At 35.7% G+C, this 17577-nt stretch carries 15 protein-coding genes and 3 pseudogenes; 17 read left to right on the top strand and 1 reads right to left on the bottom strand.

Features of this window, described 5'->3' with window-relative positions; genetic code table 11:
• Both G5B60_RS05530 and G5B60_RS05525 read left to right on the top strand, forming a co-directional pair.
• On the top strand, nt 1–1242 hold the full coding sequence (locus G5B60_RS05530; protein ID WP_164683063.1) for a recombinase family protein: 1242 nt from the start codon (nt 1–3) through the stop codon (nt 1240–1242).
• Nucleotides 1145–2497, top strand: coding sequence for a recombinase family protein (locus G5B60_RS05525; protein ID WP_206225104.1), 1353 nt, complete (start codon nt 1145–1147; stop codon nt 2495–2497). Before G5B60_RS05530 ends, G5B60_RS05525 begins: the two co-directional genes overlap by 98 nt.
• A gap of 131 nt (nt 2498–2628) precedes the next feature.
• On the opposite strand, the pseudogene G5B60_RS05520 reads toward G5B60_RS05525, so the two are convergent.
• Nucleotides 2629–2763: pseudogene (locus G5B60_RS05520) on the bottom strand (IS3 family transposase); the annotation flags it as partial.
• 110 nt (nt 2764–2873) lie between these two features.
• On the opposite strand from G5B60_RS05520, the gene G5B60_RS05515 reads away from it, so the two are divergent.
• From G5B60_RS05515 to G5B60_RS05445, 15 genes and pseudogenes are all read left to right on the top strand, one after another.
• Nucleotides 2874–3488, top strand: coding sequence for a CadD family cadmium resistance transporter (locus G5B60_RS05515; RefSeq protein ID WP_346773327.1), 615 nt, complete (start codon nt 2874–2876; stop codon nt 3486–3488).
• Nucleotides 3489–3500: 12 nt separating this feature from the next.
• Entirely contained in the window at nt 3501–3839 is a 339-nt protein-coding gene (gene cadX / locus G5B60_RS05510) for a Cd(II)/Zn(II)-sensing metalloregulatory transcriptional regulator CadX (protein ID WP_000711078.1), read from the top strand.
• Between the two features lie 457 nt (nt 3840–4296).
• Nucleotides 4297–4743, top strand: a complete 447-nt coding sequence (locus tag G5B60_RS05505; RefSeq protein ID WP_164683061.1) for a CopY/TcrY family copper transport repressor — start codon at nt 4297–4299, stop codon at nt 4741–4743.
• A gap of 16 nt (nt 4744–4759) precedes the next feature.
• Nucleotides 4760–4960: pseudogene (locus G5B60_RS05500) on the top strand (HAD-IC family P-type ATPase); the annotation flags it as partial.
• 38 nt (nt 4961–4998) lie between these two features.
• Nucleotides 4999–6441 (top strand): multicopper oxidase family protein, encoded by a 1443-nt coding sequence (locus G5B60_RS05495; protein ID WP_164683060.1) that lies wholly within the window; start codon nt 4999–5001, stop codon nt 6439–6441.
• Nucleotides 6442–6449: 8 nt separating this feature from the next.
• Nucleotides 6450–6586 (top strand): annotated as a pseudogene (locus G5B60_RS05490) (CopY/TcrY family copper transport repressor); the annotation flags it as partial.
• 19 nt (nt 6587–6605) lie between these two features.
• Complete coding sequence (locus G5B60_RS05485) at nt 6606–8732, top strand: heavy metal translocating P-type ATPase (RefSeq protein ID WP_164683059.1); 2127 nt, start codon at nt 6606–6608, stop codon at nt 8730–8732.
• 253 nt (nt 8733–8985) lie between these two features.
• Entirely contained in the window at nt 8986–9600 is a 615-nt protein-coding gene (locus G5B60_RS05480) for a CadD family cadmium resistance transporter (RefSeq protein WP_164683058.1), read from the top strand.
• Between the two features lie 11 nt (nt 9601–9611).
• On the top strand, nt 9612–9950 hold the full coding sequence (gene cadX, locus G5B60_RS05475; RefSeq protein ID WP_105108485.1) for a Cd(II)/Zn(II)-sensing metalloregulatory transcriptional regulator CadX: 339 nt from the start codon (nt 9612–9614) through the stop codon (nt 9948–9950).
• Between the two features lie 584 nt (nt 9951–10534).
• Nucleotides 10535–11710, top strand: a complete 1176-nt coding sequence (locus G5B60_RS05470) for a hypothetical protein (protein ID WP_241154508.1) — start codon at nt 10535–10537, stop codon at nt 11708–11710.
• Nucleotides 11711–11836: 126 nt separating this feature from the next.
• On the top strand, nt 11837–12214 hold the full coding sequence (locus tag G5B60_RS05465; RefSeq protein WP_164684204.1) for an HIT family protein: 378 nt from the start codon (nt 11837–11839) through the stop codon (nt 12212–12214).
• A 22-nt stretch (nt 12215–12236) separates the two neighbouring features.
• Nucleotides 12237–12728: a hypothetical protein gene (locus G5B60_RS05460; RefSeq protein WP_164683057.1), complete on the top strand. Its 492-nt coding sequence runs from the start codon at nt 12237–12239 to the stop codon at nt 12726–12728.
• A gap of 505 nt (nt 12729–13233) precedes the next feature.
• Nucleotides 13234–13821: a hypothetical protein gene (locus G5B60_RS05455; protein ID WP_164683056.1), complete on the top strand. Its 588-nt coding sequence runs from the start codon at nt 13234–13236 to the stop codon at nt 13819–13821.
• A gap of 128 nt (nt 13822–13949) precedes the next feature.
• On the top strand, nt 13950–15731 hold the full coding sequence (locus G5B60_RS05450; protein WP_346773326.1) for an ABC transporter ATP-binding protein: 1782 nt from the start codon (nt 13950–13952) through the stop codon (nt 15729–15731).
• 129 nt (nt 15732–15860) lie between these two features.
• A complete protein-coding gene (locus G5B60_RS05445) occupies nt 15861–17492 on the top strand; it encodes an ABC transporter ATP-binding protein (protein WP_164683054.1) in 1632 nt (543 codons plus the stop codon).
• Nucleotides 17493–17577: the final 85 nt, after the last annotated feature.

The raw sequence follows: 17577 nt of genomic DNA, 5'->3' as shown, positions 1-17577 counted from the left end.
ATGTCCGTAAAGAAGATTAGAGTCAATAGACAAAAACATAGAAAGAGGGTCTGTGCCTACATTCGAGTTTCGACGACTAATGGAAGTCAGTTAGATTCATTAGAAAATCAGAAGCAGTATTTTGAAAATCTGTATTCCAATAGAGACGATATTGATTTTATGGGTGTTTATCATGACAGAGGTATATCTGGTTCTAAAGATAATCGTCCAAATTTTCAAGCTATGATTGAAGATTGTCGTAGAGGTAGGATTGATGTTATTCATACCAAGTCAATTGCACGCTTTGCCAGAAATACGGTTACAGTTCTTGAAATTAGTCGTGAACTGAAGGCAATAGGAGTAGACATATTCTTTGAGGAGCAAAACATTCATACCCTTTCAAGTGAGGGGGAAGTGATGCTTTCAGTATTAGCTAGTATTGCCGAGGACGAGTTAAGGAGTATGAGTGGCAATCAACGTTGGGCTTTTCAGAAGAAATTCCAACGAGGAGAGCTGGTCATTAACACCAAGCGATTCTTAGGATACGATGTTGACGAAAACGGTGAGTTGATTATCAATCCAGAAGAAGCCTTAATAGTAAGGGAAATATTTGCACTTTACCTTGTAGGAAATGGTACACATCGTATTGCCAAACAGTTAAATGAAAAGGGAGTTGCGACTGTTACAGGTGCTAAATGGCATGACACCACAATCCGTCAAATGTTAAGCAATGAAAAATACAAAGGTTCAGTCTTACTGCAGAAGTATTTCCATGATGGTGTGAATGGTCCTAAAAAATTGAACCAAGGAGAACTTGAACAATACTTGATAGAAGATAATCATGAAGCTATTATTTCAAAAGAAGATTGGCAAAGAGTCCAAGATAAGCTAAATAGTAGAAGATGGCAACAAGGTAGAAACAAAACCTATAAATTTACAGGTTTGTTAAAGTGTCAGCATTGTGGCTCGACTTTAAAGAGACAAGTTTCCTATAAGAAAAAAATTGTTTGGTGCTGTTCCAAATATATAAAAGAGGGAAAAGTAGCCTGTCAGGGAATGCGAGTGCCAGAAGTAGATATTTCAAATTGGGTGATAACCTCACCAATTACAGTAATAGAAAGGGATAGAAATGGGGAAAAGTATTACAGTTATTCCGGCCAAGAAAGTGCAGACCAGCGTTCTGCATCAGGTCAGGAAGAAAATCAAGGTAGCCGCATATTGTCGAGTGTCCACCGACCAAGAAGAACAGCTATCAAGTTATGAAAACCAAGTTAATTATTACCGAGAGTATATCTCCAAACACGAGGACTATGAGTTAGTTGACATCTATGCGGATGAGGGCATCTCAGCAACCAATACTAAAAAACGTGATGCCTTCAATCGCTTGATACAAGATTGTAGAGTAGGTAAGGTGGATAGGATTTTGGTTAAATCAATCAGTCGATTTGCCAGAAATACCCTAGACTGCATTAAGTACGTCCGTGAGTTGAAGGAACTTGGGGTGGGGGTAACTTTTGAGAAGGAGAATATTGATAGCCTAGATTCGAAAGGTGAGGTTCTGTTGACGATACTTTCTTCCTTGGCACAGGATGAGTCACGTTCCATATCAGAGAATGCGACTTGGGGGATTCGTAAGAAGTTTGAACGTGGTGAAGTTCGTGTGAATACCACTAAGTTCATGGGTTATGACAAGGATGAGAATGGTAGACTTATCATCAATCCAGAGCAAGCAGAAACTGTCAAATTTATCTACGAGAAATTCTTAGAGGGGTATAGTCCTGAGTCCATAGCTAAATATTTGAATGACAATGAAATACCTGGTTGGACTGGAAAGGCTAACTGGTATCCAAGTGCTATACAGAAAATGCTTCAAAATGAAAAGTATAAAGGTGATGCCCTATTGCAAAAGACTTTTACGGTTGATTTTTTGACTAAGAAACGAGTTCAAAATGACGGTCAGGTTGACCAGTACTATGTAGAAAATAGCCATGAAGCTATTATTGACAAAGACATTTGGGAATTAGTACAGTTGGAATTGGCAAGGAGGAAAGCCTACCGAGAGGAGCATCAGCTCAAGTCCTATATCATGCAAAATGACGATAACCCTTTTACAACTAAGGTGTTCTGTAAAGAATGTGGTTCAGCCTTTGGTCGAAAGAACTGGACCACCAGTCGAGGTAAACGCAAGGTTTGGCAATGTAACAATCGATATAGGGTCAAAGGACAGATTGGCTGTCAGAATAACCATATTGATGAAGAAACGTTAGAGAAAGCCGTAGTAATGGCTGTAGAACTATTGAGTGAGAACGTGGATCTGTTGCATGGGAAGTGGAATAAGATTCTAGAAGAAAATCGTCCGCTAGAAAAGCATTATAGTACAAAGTTGGCTGATATAATAAACAAGCCATCCTGGGAATTCGATTCGTATGAGATGTGTCAGGCATTGGATAGTATTACAATTGTGGAGGATGGACAGATAACTGTCAGATTTTTAGAAGGAACTGAGGTAGACTTGTAACTAGGCTATTACTCTAGTTAATGTTTGTAATTAGACATATATACATCATACGAGATTTCCAATGGCTCATAAATCGAAATAGTTTTAAGCTCAATCAACGATCGTGGGACTGACCCCAAAAAAGTGAGAATTTAATAAAAACACCCTAGGGCTACCTGTCTCCGGTATTCAACCGGAGACAGGTAGCCCAATTTTTGTTGGATTCTTTTTTCATTATAATATTTGATGTAATTTTCTACAATTTGAATTACAATATATTTCTGAAACTACACAATACAAATATTGACATGCAATTATTAATTGGTGGATTTTAAGTTGACATCTATAAAATTTAATGTTAGAATACATTCAAAAATATATTTGAATGAGGTGTTTTATGATTCAAAATATTGTTACTTCAATAATCCTGTATTCTGGGACAGCCGTAGACTTACTTATTATCCTAATGTTATTTTTTGCAAAAAGAAAAAGTAGAAAGGACATCATTAACATCTATTTAGGACAATTTCTAGGCTCTGTTAGTCTAATATTCCTAAGTTTGCTTTTTGCATTTGTCTTAAATTATATTCCTAGTAAAGAGATTTTAGGTTTACTCGGTTTGATTCCAATTTTTCTAGGCCTCAAAGTTTTGCTTTTAGGAGATTCTGATGGAGAAGCTATTGCAAATGATGGTTTGCGAAAAGACAATAAAAACTTGATTTTTCTAGTCGCTATGATTACTTTTGCAAGTTGTGGCGCTGACAATATTGGTGTCTTTGTCCCATATTTTACCACCTTAAATTTAGCGAATTTGATAGTGACTTTACTTACTTTTCTAGTCATGATTTATCTCTTGGTTTTTTCTGCCCAAAAATTAGCACAAGTCCCTTCTGTTGGAGAAACTTTGGAAAAATATAGCAGATGGTTTATTGCCGTTGTCTATTTAGGATTGGGGATGTATATCCTGATTGAAAACAACAGCTTTGACATGCTATGGGCTGTGTTAGGCTAGGAGAAAAAAATTATGAAAAAAGATAGTATCTGTCAAGTGGATGTTATAAATCAACAAAATGTTACAACCGCAACGAACTACCTTGAAAAGGAAAAAGTCCAAAAATCACTTCGCATTTTATCAAAATTTACCGATAATAAACAGATAAATATCATCTTTTATCTCCTTGCCGTCGAAGAACTCTGTGTCTGCGATATAGCCTGTTTATTAAATCTCAGTATGGCATCTGCCTCCCACCATCTTCGTAAACTAGCCAATCAAAACATCTTGGACACTAGAAGAGAGGGGAAAATTATATATTATTTTATAAAAGATGAGGAAATCAGAGATTTTTTTAATCAACTAGGATAACAACTATTTTTACTACTTTTCCATGATTATAGGGAGATTATATATGAAATTTTTGATGAAAATTACTCACAAGAAATACCTACTCGTATCAAATGTTTAAGAAAAAAGTATAATTTAAAGCAAAGCGACCTACGATTATATCAGCGTTTACAGACATTCAAGAGAAATCTCTTGGATGTCTTTTTTGGGCTAAAGCAAGGCTATGATTAGCCTTGGCAAATTTGCCTAACAGCTCCAAACCTGTCATCAAATGAAATCAATGACTTATCAGAATGAGTCGTAGCCTTCATCTCACAGTATAGGTAGATGGCTAATTTCATTTTAAAACTTTCAGTTTTAAGGGACTGACCCCAAAAAGTGAGAATTTAATAAAAAGACTTGACATATTTCGTTTACAATAGTAAACTTATTTTGAACATATTCGTTTACATCTGTAAACAACAAGGAGGAAAGGAAAATGAGCACAATAGAACTTAATACTTCTATCACAGATGCTGAATGGGAAGTCATGCGTGTAGTTTGGGCAAATGATCGAGTAACTAGTAAAAAAGTCATTTCCGTAATGCAAGAAAAAATGGACTGGACACAATCCACTATCAAAACGATCTTAGGTCGATTAGTTGGAAAAGGCGTACTAAATACAGAGCATGAAGGTAGAAAGTTTATTTACACTGCCAATATTGAAGAGACAGAAGCCGTAAGGGATTATGCAGAAGATATTTTTAACCGTATTTGCAATAAGAAAGTCGGAAATGTAATAGGAAGCATCATTGAAGATCATGTTTTAAGCTTCGATGATATAGATCGACTAGAAAAAATATTAGAGATGAAAAAATCTTTCGCAGTAGAAGAAGTGGATTGTCAGTGTACAGAAGGGCAATGCGATTGCCATGAAGGCTGTTAAATAACTTAGAAGACGCGGTGTTGAAGTAATCATGATTACTGGAGATAACAAACGAACAGCCAAATCGAATGCTAAGCAAGTGGGTATAGACAGTGTATTAAGTGAAGTATTACCTGAAGATAAAGCCGAGGAAGTCAAAAAACTACAAGAGGCAGGCAAGAAGGTAGCGATGGTTGGAGACGGCATTAACGATGCACCCGCATTAGCTCAAGCAGATTATTATTAATTAGAATAATAATTTATGGAGGAATAAAAATGAGTAAGAATAAACATATGTTATTAGGTATTGGACTTACAGTCGGATTAACTGCAGTTGGATATATTACACTTTTAGAACCAATGATTAGTTATTTTAAAATAAACCAGAGTGCAGTTAATATAGATATTCAAACAAGTATAACAAAAAGTACACTTCCTATACCACCACTATTAGAGGATAAAAATCCAGATCCTAATATTGCGGATTTTACTTTAGAACCTCAAGAAGGAGAAACTTCATTTTTACCAAATACCAAGACACGAACTATGGGTTACAACGGAAGCTTCTTAGGCCCTGTCATCAGAGTAAGTAAAGGTGAGCAAGTAAATGTGCACGTAAATAACAAGCTAAAAGAAGCAACTACAGTTCACTGGCATGGACTAGAGGTAGAAGGAGAAAAGGATGGGGGCCCTCATCAAGGAATTGAACCAGGAACAACTTGGGAGCCTAGTTTTACAGTAAATCAACAGGCTGCAACATTGTGGTATCATCCGCACTTTGGAGGAAATACTGCTACCCAAGTTTATAAAGGTTTAGCAGGACTATTCTATGTGGATGATGAAGTATCAAAAAGCTTAAATATTCCTAAGGAATATGGAGTAAATGATATACCTTTAGTAATTCAAGATAGAAGCTTTGGCAAGGACGGCAGTTTTATTTATAATACAAATATGATGGATGGAGCAACAGGGGATACTATCATAGTTAACGGAGCTATTAAACCTAATTTAGAGGTTAATAGAGTCAAGATGAGATTTAGAATAGTTAATGGTGCTAATGCAAGTAACTTTAATTTGAAGTTAGATAATAGAGATGGATTCTATCAAATAGCATCTGATGGTGGATTTTTAGAAAAACCGGTTAGCCAGAGAAATATTATGTTATCACCTGGGGAAAGAGCAGAGATAATAGTGGACTTTTCAAAGTATGAAAAGGGAACGCAGCTATCACTTATGAGTAATAAGGAAGCCATTATGACCTTTAATGTTAAAGGCGATGGGAAAGATGATACTGAAGTACCTAGCACTTTAACGAATATAGAAAGAATGTCAGAAGCACAGGCTACTAAGATAAGAAGCTTTGAGCTTCAAGGTATGGGTCAAATGGTATCAATAAACGGTAAAAAGTTTGATATGAATAGAATTGATGAAACAGTGAAGCTTGGAGATACAGAGATTTGGGAAATTACAAACCCAGGATCTATGATGCATGAAATGGGGCACCCATTCCATATTCATGGCACACAGGTTCAAATTCTATCAAGAAACGGTAATGCGCCTTCTCCAGAGGAGAGCGGATGGAAAGATACTGTATATATTGAGCCTAACGAAAAAGTAAGACTTATAGTTAAGTTTAATAAGAAGGGTACTTATATGTACCACTGTCACATTCTTGAACATGAAGAAGCAGGTATGATGGGACAAATTAAAGTAGAATAATAAATAATATTGAAGATCATGTCTTAAGCTTCGATGATATAGATCGACTAGAAAAATATTAGAGATAAAAAAATCTTTCGCAGTAGAAGAAGTGGATTGCAATTGTCCAGTAAGACAATGCGAGTATCATTTACATCATCATTAAGAATAAGGAGGAATTTAAAATGAATAATGACAACAGATATTCGTCCCATAATCTTCATGATTATGACGACATGGATAAGTTAAAACACGAGCATGGAATCACAGATGAACATGGATACCATAAGGATCAACATCAAGTACATCATGCTGGGCATGATCACTGCGGGCACAGTGGACATGATCACAGCGGGCACAGTGGGCATGATCACCATCATCACGGAAGCTTTAAGGAACTTTTCTTAAAGTCATTGCCACTAGGAATCATTATTATGCTCTTATCCCCTATACATGGATTTAAACTACCATTCCAGTTTACTTTTCCATATTATGATATTGTAGTAGCTATTTTATCTACTATATTAATTATTTATGGTGGACGTCCATTCTATCAAGGTGCAGTTGACGAATTTAAACAAAAAAAATCTGGAATGATGGCACTCGTTTCTTTAGGTATAAGTGTTTCATATTTATACAGTATTTATGCTGTGATCATTACCTACGTAACGGGTGAACACGTGATGGACTTTTTCTTTGAATTTGCTTCATTACTATTAATCATGCTATTAGGTCACTGGATTGAGATGAAAGCTATTGGAGAAGCAGGAGACGCACAAGCAGCATTGGCTAAGTTAGTGCCGAAAGATGCTCACGTTGTATTAGAAGACGATTCAATTGAAACACGACCAGTTGCTGACTTAAAGGTAGGTGATTTAATTCGTGTTCAAGCCGGAGAAAATGTGCCAGCAGACGGGATTATCGAGCGTGGCGAATCACGTTTAAATGAAGCTCTTCTAACTGGGGAGTCAAAAGCAGTAAAAAAAGGCCCTGGCGATGAAGTAATCGGAGGCTCAACAAATGGAGAAGGGGTACTTTATATTAAAGTGAATGAGACAGGTGATCAATCCTTCATCTCTCAAGTTCAGAATTTAATCAGCCAAGCTCAAAGTCAGCCTTCCAGAGCAGAAAGTATTGCTCAAAAGGTTGCAGGGTGGCTCTTCTATATTGCTGTTATTGTCGCGCTAATTGCTTTTGTAGTGTGGATGGTTATAGAAGATGTACCAACGGCAGTTATATTTACTATTACTACATTAGTTATTGCTTGTCCGCACGCATTGGGTCTGGCTATTCCATTGGTAACCGCCCGTAGCACAAGCTTAGGAGCTAGCCGTGGCTTACTAGTAAAAGACCGCCAAGCCTTAGAAATAGCTCAAGATGCAGATGTGATGATTTTAGATAAAACGGGTACTTTAACAACTGGTGAATTTAAAGTATTAGATGTAAAACTTCTTAATGACAAATATACAAAAGAGGAAATCATTGCCTTATTGGCAGGTATTGAAGGAGGATCTAGCCACCCAATTGCTCAATCAATTATAAGTTTCGCCGAGCAGCAAAATATACGTCCAGCATCTTTTGATTCGATTGATGTGATTTCCGGTGCTGGAGTAGAGGGTAAAGCAGGTGGGCACCGTTACCAATTAATCAGTCAAAAAGCCTATGGACGTAATCTTGATATGGATATTCCAAAAGGAGCAACTCTTAGTGTCTTAGTAGAAAACGATGATGCTATTGGTGCTGTAGCTTTAGGGGACGAATTAAAACCAACGAGTAGAGAGTTAGTTAAAGCTCTTAAAAAGAACAATATTCAACCAATTATGGCAACAGGTGATAATGAAAAAGCGGCTCAAGGCGTGGCAGTAGATTTAGGGATTGAATATAGATCAAATCAATCTCCACAAGACAAATATGAGTTAGTTAAAACACTTAAAGATGAAGGAAAGAAAGTTATCATGGTAGGTGATGGTGTAAATGATGCTCCTTCTCTTGCCTTAGCAGATGTTGGTATAGCTATAGGTGCTGGAACTCAAGTTGCATTGGATTCAGCTGATGTCATATTGACTCAATCCGATCCAGGAGATATTGAATCATTCATTGAATTAGCACACAAAACAACTCGTAAAATGAAACAAAACCTATTTTGGGGAGCTGGTTATAACTTTATAGCTATCCCTCTAGCTGCAGGAATTTTGGCTCCTATTGGTATCACATTAAGCCCTGCATTAGGAGCAATCCTAATGTCCGTGTCAACAGTCATCGTCGCCATTAATGCTATGTTATTAAGTTTAGATCCAAAAAATAACGGTTAACAGATCGAATGATTGAAACTCCTTAAAGTATCAAGATACAATAGTTTTACAGGAGAAAAAGAGATGTAAGTACTGGCTCTTTGTAAAATCGTGTTGGTAGAAGTAGACGATTTTTCTACCAACACGATTTTTAATTTATTATAGAACGGATTTCTTTTAGAATCCTAAAATTATTAATTGGTGGATTTTAAGTTGACATCTACAAAGGTTAATGTTAGAATACATTCAAAAATATATTTGAATGAGGTGTTTTATGATTCAAAATGTTGTTACTTCAATAATACTGTATTCTGGGACAGCCGTAGACTTACTTATTATCCTAATGTTATTTTTTGCCAAAAGAAAAAGCAAAAAAGACATCATTAACATCTATTTAGGGCAATTTCTAGGCTCTGTTAGTCTAATATTGCTAAGTTTGCTTTTTGCATTTGTCTTAGATTATATTCCTAGTAAAGAGATTTTAGGTTTGCTCGGTTTGATTCCAATTCTCCTAGGCCTCAAAGTTTTGCTTTTAGGAGATTCTGATGGAGAAGCTATTGCCAAAGAAGGTTTGCGCAAAGATAATAAAAACCTGGTTTTTCTAGTCGCTATGATTACTTTTGCAAGTTGTGGTGCTGACAATATTGGTGTCTTTGTCCCATATTTTACTACCTTAAATTTAGCGAATTTGATAGTGGCTTTACTTACCTTTCTAGTCATGATTTATCTCTTGGTTTTTTCTGCCCAAAAATTGGCACAAATTCCTTCTGTTGGAGAAACTTTGGAAAAATATAGCAAATGGTTTATTGCCGTTGTTTATTTAGGATTGGGGATATATATCCTGATTGAAAACAACAGTTTTGACATGTTATGGACTGTATTAGGCTAGGAGAAAATATTATGAAAAAAGATAGTATCTGCCAAGTGAATGTTATAAATCAACAAAATGTTACAACCGCAACGAACTACCTTGAAAAGGAAAAAGTCCAAAAATCACTTCGCATTTTATCAAAATTTACCGATAATAAACAGATAAATATCCTCTTTTATCTCCTTGCTGTTGAAGAACTCTGTGTCTGCGATATAGCCTGTTTACTAAATCTCAGTATGGCATCAGCCTCCCACCATCTTCGTAAACTAGCCAATCAAAACATCTTGGACACTAGAAGAGAGGGGAAAATTATATATTATTTTATAAAAGATGAGGAAATCAGAGATTTTTTTAATCAACTAGGATAACAACTATCCATTCAAGCTATAAGGATTTTCTAAAACATTTTGAAGATGTTGATGTATTTGCGAATCTCTCTTATCAGATATTGAAGGGGAGCTATCCCTACCCAGTTAATGAGGTTGCAGCAGATATGCTAAGGTATGTAGCCTATGACGTTAATAGGTTCCATGAACGGGATAAAATTGAGGAACTATTAGCTACAGGGGTAGAACCACTTATTGAGGAGATTTTAGATAGATAGTCAATATTAGGGCTACTGTTCCGTTCCACAGTATTATTCTAAAATCATTTTCACTCCCTTTCGTCTATTAGTATAGAAGAAAGCTCTCAGCACATGTGGAAGTAGTGGGGTTGTTAGTGAGAGCCTAGAAAACCTTGAACGAAATTTTTTTGATTGTTGAGTGGAGGGGTATCAGAGAGACTGCCTCAGTTAAAGCAATTAGTCGTAGTGATGTTAAAGAGTTTGATAAAAACTTTGAAAATGTTTCTTTAGCTATTTAATATAATTTTATATATTTATGACGAGTATGATTACTGGGTAGAAGTTATCCGATATGAACAGGATAATTAAGTATTTGCTGGAGGTTAGATGATTATGTTTAAACTGTATCCTTTTATTCAAGAGATGATTAATTGTGAAACCACTATACAGAAAATGGAAGTTTTCGATAGGTGGAAACTAGATAAGTGTAGAGTTTTTCTATTTGATGAAGAAAAGTCAAATTTTAGCAATATAGGGAAATCAATAAGTTATGGAAAGTTTAATTTGGTTGGTCTAGGAGATTATCAAAAAATTTGGGTTATTGATGAAAATACCTTGAATAATAGGGACAATGTGTTACCTGTTGCTAAAATTGTTAACTATGATCTGAATATGTTTACTTATATAAACGATTTGTATAGGGGAAGGAATGTTCCAGATAGGGAAAATCTGATTAAATTTTTACATGAAATAAAGACAACACGTTTAGCGAATAATATTTCTACCGCATTAATGGAAAGATACACTACTCCGATAGATTCGAAGTTGTTAGCTAAAATGATTGAAAGTTATGTTTATTTTGATAGTATTGATTTTGAAGAATTTCAATCAAATTCAAGTCAGACTTTAGAGCCAGATAAATATATTTGGATGACAGAAATATGGGATAATGCAGAAACTTACCTAAACAATAACAAAGTGATACAACAGTATGAGGTAGTATGTTGCTATGTATTGAAAGCATTTATTTTAAAAAATACAAAAAATCTTTCAACTGAAGAAAAGATAGTTAGGTTTAAACGTTATTGTTTGGAGGATTTATGTGTATTTTTAGAATTAGAGATGTCTTTACTGATATTATTTTTGAAAAATGACAGTTCAGTTCAAAAAATATTTAAAAAGTTGCAGGTTGGAGCTAAGCGTTTAGAAGATAAAATACAAAATACAGTATGGGATATTTTTCATATAAGACTATTAGAGCAAAGTTTTTTGTCTGATTGTATAGAACATAAAGAAGCTGTGTATCTCCATTATTTTGCAACTGCAGATTCTGGATTGGCGGATGTACTACGAGCTAATCCGATTAAAATGCTAGTTTATTATGATAAAAATTATATACCTGTACGTCGATACAGTGAATTAGATTTCTTCACTCAGGATGAATTAGATTTTTATAATACTAAATCAAAAATCAGAAATCGTGAGAAAGTAGTTAAGAGTAAGAATTTTAGTTCTATAAAGGCGACGTTGATCATTGAACTAAAAACTTTACTCGCCAAATAGTTTCGTCCACAGCATTATTCTAATATTACTTTTCCTTCCTTTCGTCTATTAGTATAGAAGGAAGTTTTCAGCGTATGTGGAAGATGGTCAGTTTACTAGTCAAAGAAAAAGGTACAAGGTTAGTTAATAGTTGAAAAAACTCATGTTAGAGCATTTTTTGATAAATTTCTGCTTAGCCAAGGTCATACAATCATAATTCCTAAGCGTCATATTCAAATTGTTTTTGAATTAACAAATCTTGAAATAGAGGAAATAGCTATATCTATCACAGAAATTAGAAAAATGTTAGATGAATTATATGCCCCAGATGGGTATAACATCGGAACAAACTGTGGCGAGGCGGCCGATCAAACTATTAATCGCTGTCATATCCATATCACTTCTAGATTTAAAGGCGATGTTACAGATCCAGTTGGAGGGGGTAGAGGCGTAATACCTGATAAGAGAAGTTATTTATCTTTCAAAGGGAGTGGCGAGACTGTGTTAAATGGTTCAAAGTTTTAAATGAGCAATCGACGGAGGTCAGATGATGGAAGTATGGACAGAAGGTTATCTTTCGAAGTTTAAGTTTATCATAAACTGTGGCGGTGAGAACTTTGGCTATTTGACCTGTAACTTATTGACTTCTGAGCTATCCTATCAGGAGTTCGGAGTCACTGGAGTTATTGTTTTTGAGCATAGTCAGCCGCTTTCTAAAAAGGAAGTATTCAAGTTATTACCTTACATTCGTTTAAGTGATTTTGAAAACTATAGTCATAGATTAAACGCTTTTTTTGATAGTAAAGTAATAGGTTTTAGAAATGCTATTTCGATAACGTTTAAGGGATATACCCATAATAATGCTCATCCACTATTGGTTTATGAAATGAACAAAGTTTATGAAGATTGGTTTAAAAGACCAGTTGATAAACTGTATAACTACATTAGCGACATCTATTTTTCTGATTTTAAAGATGAACGATGCTTTCTAGCTGGTGGGTTGATGGCTAATGTTTCAGAGTATCCAACTAACTCTTAATTTGGCTTTATCATCCTCGTAGCATTGGATTTCTCGATAGTTTAGCTAGCCGAAAAGAGTAAAAATATTAATAAAGATGAAAGCACAGTACTATGTGCTTTCGTTTTTTTTATGGAAAATGTATCATTCAAACATACCGTTTGGGACGGAAAAGCTACCATTTAGGAAATAATGGCAGCTTGAGCTGTTTTTTGTGATATAGTATAAATATATTTAGCTAATCTTACAATGTTGTAAGGTTAAAGGTTTGGTTTGTAAGGGTAGAGGACCGCTTTTTGACGTAAAATAAATGTATCAAGACGAGTAATAGGAGAATGAAAGTGTAGGTATGTGTAAGGGGTTTGAAGTGCATAAACGCTATTTTGACACTATTTGATTACAAAAAAGGAGTAACCAGAAACATTTCGTAAAAAATGAAATAAATTTGTAACTTTTTAAACCATTTTGAAATATCTATGGTATAATAAAGATGTTCGAACAAAGAAAAAGATACAAGGAGTAACTCATGAAAAAAACACTCAAAATCGTTACAGGTCTGATAATAGCCCTGTTGGTTCTCTTGCTTGCCTTTGTGCTTTTAAAAGGCTGTGGCAGCAATAAAGTCGATAAAAGCGGCTTTTACACGAAAGCGTCGCAGACGAGCAAGACGTCAACAAGTAGCACGAAAAAGAGCAAGAGCTCTTCCAAGAAATCAAGTAGCTCTTCTAGTGCTTCGCAAGCAGACTCAAGCACTGAAGCCGCAAGTAGTGTAGCTAGCTCAGCCTCTAGTGCGACAACTACAGCGCCAGCTCAAACACCAACGCAACCAAGTCAAAATGCCAACGCCACTCAAGATAGCACAACAACTTCTGAGTCTGAGGTCCCAGGAGGAGGTTATGCAATAGTCACTTCAGGTACTTTGGAGTTGTTAAAAGACACACCTGTCTATGCTTCACCTGATAAGAGTAGCGGTGTTGCCTATGTTCAGCCTCAAGCAGATATCGAGTGGGACAAGTACATGTACGAAAATGGTGAATGGTGGTACAGTTTCGTTCAAAGAAATCGTGACCAAGAAGTCCGCTTTTACATTGCTTACTCAGATGTCGGTTATTAATGAGAGGAGAGAGATTCTTTAGAATCTCTTTTTTTTTGTTAACATAATCAATAGTTGTATAATAATACCGTTAAAACATCTGTATCTGTGATATAATGACAGTGAGGTAAGTAAGGAGTTACTATACTATGAACAAGAACACCTATTCTATCAGTAATTTATACAAGATAATACAGCTATCATATCGTCATTCGAAAGTGCTATTTATTTTGTCACTTTTTATAGCACTCATCAATGGTATTCTACCGTCTCTTGAGATTCTTATTATGGCTGGACTCATTGATAGCGTGATGCAGTACATTTCGCACACAATGACTTTAAACCATGTCCTAATTGATTTCTTTCTACTCGCATGTACACTAGTTTTAAAGCGCTTACTTCCGTCTGTACAAGATTATGTAAAATGGTCTTTTGAAAATAAAGCGAGAACACATTATAAATTGCCTTTAGTCAAGACTATTTCTCAACTACCACTGAAGTATTTTGAAAATGAGACAAGTCAAAGTTTGTTTTATAGACTGTTGAAGGATGCAGAGAGTCAGGTCACGAATCAGTATTTCAATGTGTTACAGCTTTTCCAGCTTATTCTTCAGGTTGGCGGGGTGCTTCTCATTATTTTAAGACAAGCTTGGTGGGCGGCTTTATTGATCTTGGTGTTAGCTCTTGTATTATTTAAGCTCTCTATTATCAGTGGGCAGGCAAATTATCAAGCAAAAAAAGACACTGCTACAGAGGAGAGAAAGAGCACTTACTTTGAGGATGTGAATTTAAGTCGGGAGTTTGTTTTTGAAAGAAAGATTTTTGGGTATACAGACGAAATTATTTCTAAATTCTTCAAGAGTTATGAAACTGTCAGACGACAACGCAATAAGGTGCAGCTAGACTGGTTTTTTAAAATGAAAATCAGCGGAGTCCTTGTCTTAATCTTATCTGCTTTAATATCTGGCATATTAGCTTTTCCAGTTCTGGATGGAAAAATGAGCATTGGATTATACATCTCACTGGTCAATGCGATTTCTGGCTTGGTTCAAGTTATTTCTTGGCAATTGACAGCAACAATGGACCAATTAGCGCAAGATTTAGAATATATGAAAGAACTTCACACAGTAGAATCTCTAACAAAATGCCAAGAACAAAAAGCAATACCAGCAGTAACCATCCCGCCTTTTGAGAGCTTAGCATTTAAGCAGGTTACTTTTAGATATCCTGATACAGAGACTGATATTCTCAACAATTTAACGTTTACCATCAAAAAAGGAATGCACTATTCATTTGTCGGTAAAAACGGCTCAGGAAAGACCACTATCACAAAATTGTTGACTGGTTTGTATGATGATTACGAGGGAGAGATTTTATATAATGGTATCTCCTATCGACAATTCTCACCGGAACAAAGACAAGCTATCTTCTCTGTTGTGTTTCAAGATTTTGCACGTTACCCAACATCTGTAGAAAATAATGTGTATTTTGGCAAAGCCTATGATAATAATCATTTTCAAGAAATTCTGTCTTTACTGAAACTAAACGATTTTGTAGATTCTTTGCCTCAAGGGTTAAAGACTGAAGTGTCAAAATTGAATGAAGATGGGGTTGATTTATCTGGAGGACAATGGCAAAAATTAGCTATAGCTCGTTCGATAGCATTGAACAGACAAGTGCAGATTTTAGATGAGCCGACCTCTGCCTTGGATCCCTTGATAGAAAATGAGATGTATGAACAGTTTGACAAGCTTAACAAAGGGCATACAACAATCTTTATCAGCCATCGTTTGGGCTCAACTAAGCTGGCTGATATTATCTATGTTATCGATGGTGGAAGGGTGATTGAGGCTGGTAGTCATGATGAGTTGATGGCACTTGATGGTCTATATCATAGAATGTTTACCGAGCAGAGAGGGTGGTACAAATAAATGAAAGTTAGCAATATAAAAAGGATAATAAAGACTTATCGACTGGTCTTGTCTCAAGAGAAGTTACTGTGGTTGACTTACTTCATTTTAGAGGTTTTTCATAGCGCTTCCTTTGTTTTTGTAGTCTTAATGACACAACACTTATTTGATGCTTTAGCGAAGTCTATTCGTGGAGGAGAGCCGACAACTGTTTTTGTATGTGTTTTAGCTGTTTTTGGAAGCGGTTTAATAAGTCAGCTTTTAAATGGTGTTACAAATTACTTGATTCCTTATATTTCAGATAAAGTTGCAGGTAAGCTATCAATAGCCATTCAGCAAAAAGTGAGCCAGTTAGAAGCGATTGACTACGAGTATTCTGAGCGTTTAGATGCTATCCAAAAAGCTAGAGATAGCATTCAAAGTGCCTGTGAGTTGACCCAAGCAACGCTGTCTGTTGTTGGCTTTTACGTTCCTTATTTTATCTTCATGTCCCTTTATTTGTATGCTAATCAATCCAATTTAATTTTAAGTGTCTTGTTCGTTTTTGTACCTGTACTCATTGGGCAATTTGTCAAAGCTAAGTTTTCATATGAGTTAGAAGACGAGATAGCTTTAATGAAACGACGGTCTTTGGCGTATGAAAAGACGTTGACCAATACTCGCTATGTCAAAGAAACGAAAATTATGGGCGCTTGGCACTTTTTCTACAAGCAACTTCGAGATAGTTTAGTTGCTATCAATGCAACGACTTCTCAAAACAATAAAAAGCGCTTTATTCTCTCCTTGTTATTAAGCCTTGTCAGCTTGATAGGATACATCGTTTTACTCATAATGCTGTTTGTTTCCTTAATCAAAAAGGATATTTCTATTGGTGCTTTTGGGGCTATTTTCTCATCTATTGAGGTTATGTTTATCATCATGGATGAAATGGTCACCTACACGTTTGGGAGAATCAGTGAGCATTCAGGTTTAATCATCCATCTAGACCGTTTATTTGATTTAGCTGAACCTACTGATTGTGCAATTGTTAAGGATCAAAATAGTGATGATAGTATTGTTTTAAAAAATGTTAGCTTTCAATACCCACAGTCTTCTAAGGAGGCTTTAAAAGATATCACTATTACCATTAAAAAAGGCGAATGTGTAGCACTAGTAGGAGCTAATGGCTCAGGGAAGTCAACGTTAGTCAAGCTCATTATGGGACTTTATCAACCGACAAAAGGAAGCGTATCCATCAACGGTTATGATACCAAAGAAACAGCACCAGATATGATTTTTGAGCACTTTTCGGTTGTTTTCCAGGAGTTTAATCGCTATAAAATGACATTAAGAGAAAATATTGAACTATCTGATAAAAACAAGCACGGATCTTTTGAGCAAGCTCTTGATAAAGCGAACTTTGTAAAACCAAGTGCATTATCAGATGACACTATTCTTTCTCGTGAGTTTGGTGGGATTGATTTATCCGGAGGGCAATGGCAAAAGGTGGCTATCGCTAGATCTTACTATAGAGATAGGGAGATTGTGGTTTTAGATGAGCCAACATCCGCTATTGATCCTATCGAAGAAGCTAACCTCTATCGTCAGTTTTTCGCTCTCTCTCGTGATAAAACTTCTATTATCGTGACACACAGGTTAGGTTCTGCCACATTAGCAGATAAGATTATCTTGCTAGAAAATGGGCAAGTCATTGCTCAAGGAACACATAATGAGCTCTTAAAACATACTACCTATCATCATATGTGGCAATCACAGGCGAAATGGTATGTGCGTGGGGATTAGGAGTGATAAGTTAAAAGTGAAGTTTTTGTACGAGAAACTTCACTTTTTTCATCTCCCCCTTAAACAACTCATTTTAAGCGTTCAC

The organism is Streptococcus hyointestinalis (genome assembly GCF_011039275.1).
Classification (GTDB): Bacteria; Bacillota; Bacilli; order Lactobacillales; family Streptococcaceae; genus Streptococcus; species Streptococcus hyointestinalis_A.
The sequence above is the reverse complement of the archived record's forward strand: the minus strand, read 5'-3'. Positions and strand labels throughout refer to the sequence as shown.

Bases quoted from the DNA above. Each gene is read 5' to 3' on its own strand.
- G5B60_RS05460 (WP_164683057.1), top strand. From the start codon at position 12,237: ATGATGGAAGTATGGACAGAAGGTTATCTTTCGAAGTTTAAGTTTATC.
- G5B60_RS05515 (WP_346773327.1), top strand. From the start codon at position 2,874: ATGATTCAAAATATTGTTACTTCAATAATCCTGTATTCTGGGACAGCC.
- G5B60_RS05530 (WP_164683063.1), top strand. From the start codon at position 1: ATGTCCGTAAAGAAGATTAGAGTCAATAGACAAAAACATAGAAAGAGG.
- G5B60_RS05455 (WP_164683056.1), top strand. From the start codon at position 13,234: ATGAAAAAAACACTCAAAATCGTTACAGGTCTGATAATAGCCCTGTTG.
- G5B60_RS05495 (WP_164683060.1), top strand. From the start codon at position 4,999: ATGAGTAAGAATAAACATATGTTATTAGGTATTGGACTTACAGTCGGA.
- G5B60_RS05505 (WP_164683061.1), top strand. From the start codon at position 4,297: ATGAGCACAATAGAACTTAATACTTCTATCACAGATGCTGAATGGGAA.
- G5B60_RS05480 (WP_164683058.1), top strand. From the start codon at position 8,986: ATGATTCAAAATGTTGTTACTTCAATAATACTGTATTCTGGGACAGCC.
- G5B60_RS05485 (WP_164683059.1), top strand. From the start codon at position 6,606: ATGAATAATGACAACAGATATTCGTCCCATAATCTTCATGATTATGAC.
- G5B60_RS05470 (WP_241154508.1), top strand. From the start codon at position 10,535: ATGATTATGTTTAAACTGTATCCTTTTATTCAAGAGATGATTAATTGT.
- G5B60_RS05450 (WP_346773326.1), top strand. From the start codon at position 13,950: ATGAACAAGAACACCTATTCTATCAGTAATTTATACAAGATAATACAG.
- cadX (WP_105108485.1), top strand. From the start codon at position 9,612: ATGAAAAAAGATAGTATCTGCCAAGTGAATGTTATAAATCAACAAAAT.
- G5B60_RS05445 (WP_164683054.1), top strand. From the start codon at position 15,861: ATGACACAACACTTATTTGATGCTTTAGCGAAGTCTATTCGTGGAGGA.
- cadX (WP_000711078.1), top strand. From the start codon at position 3,501: ATGAAAAAAGATAGTATCTGTCAAGTGGATGTTATAAATCAACAAAAT.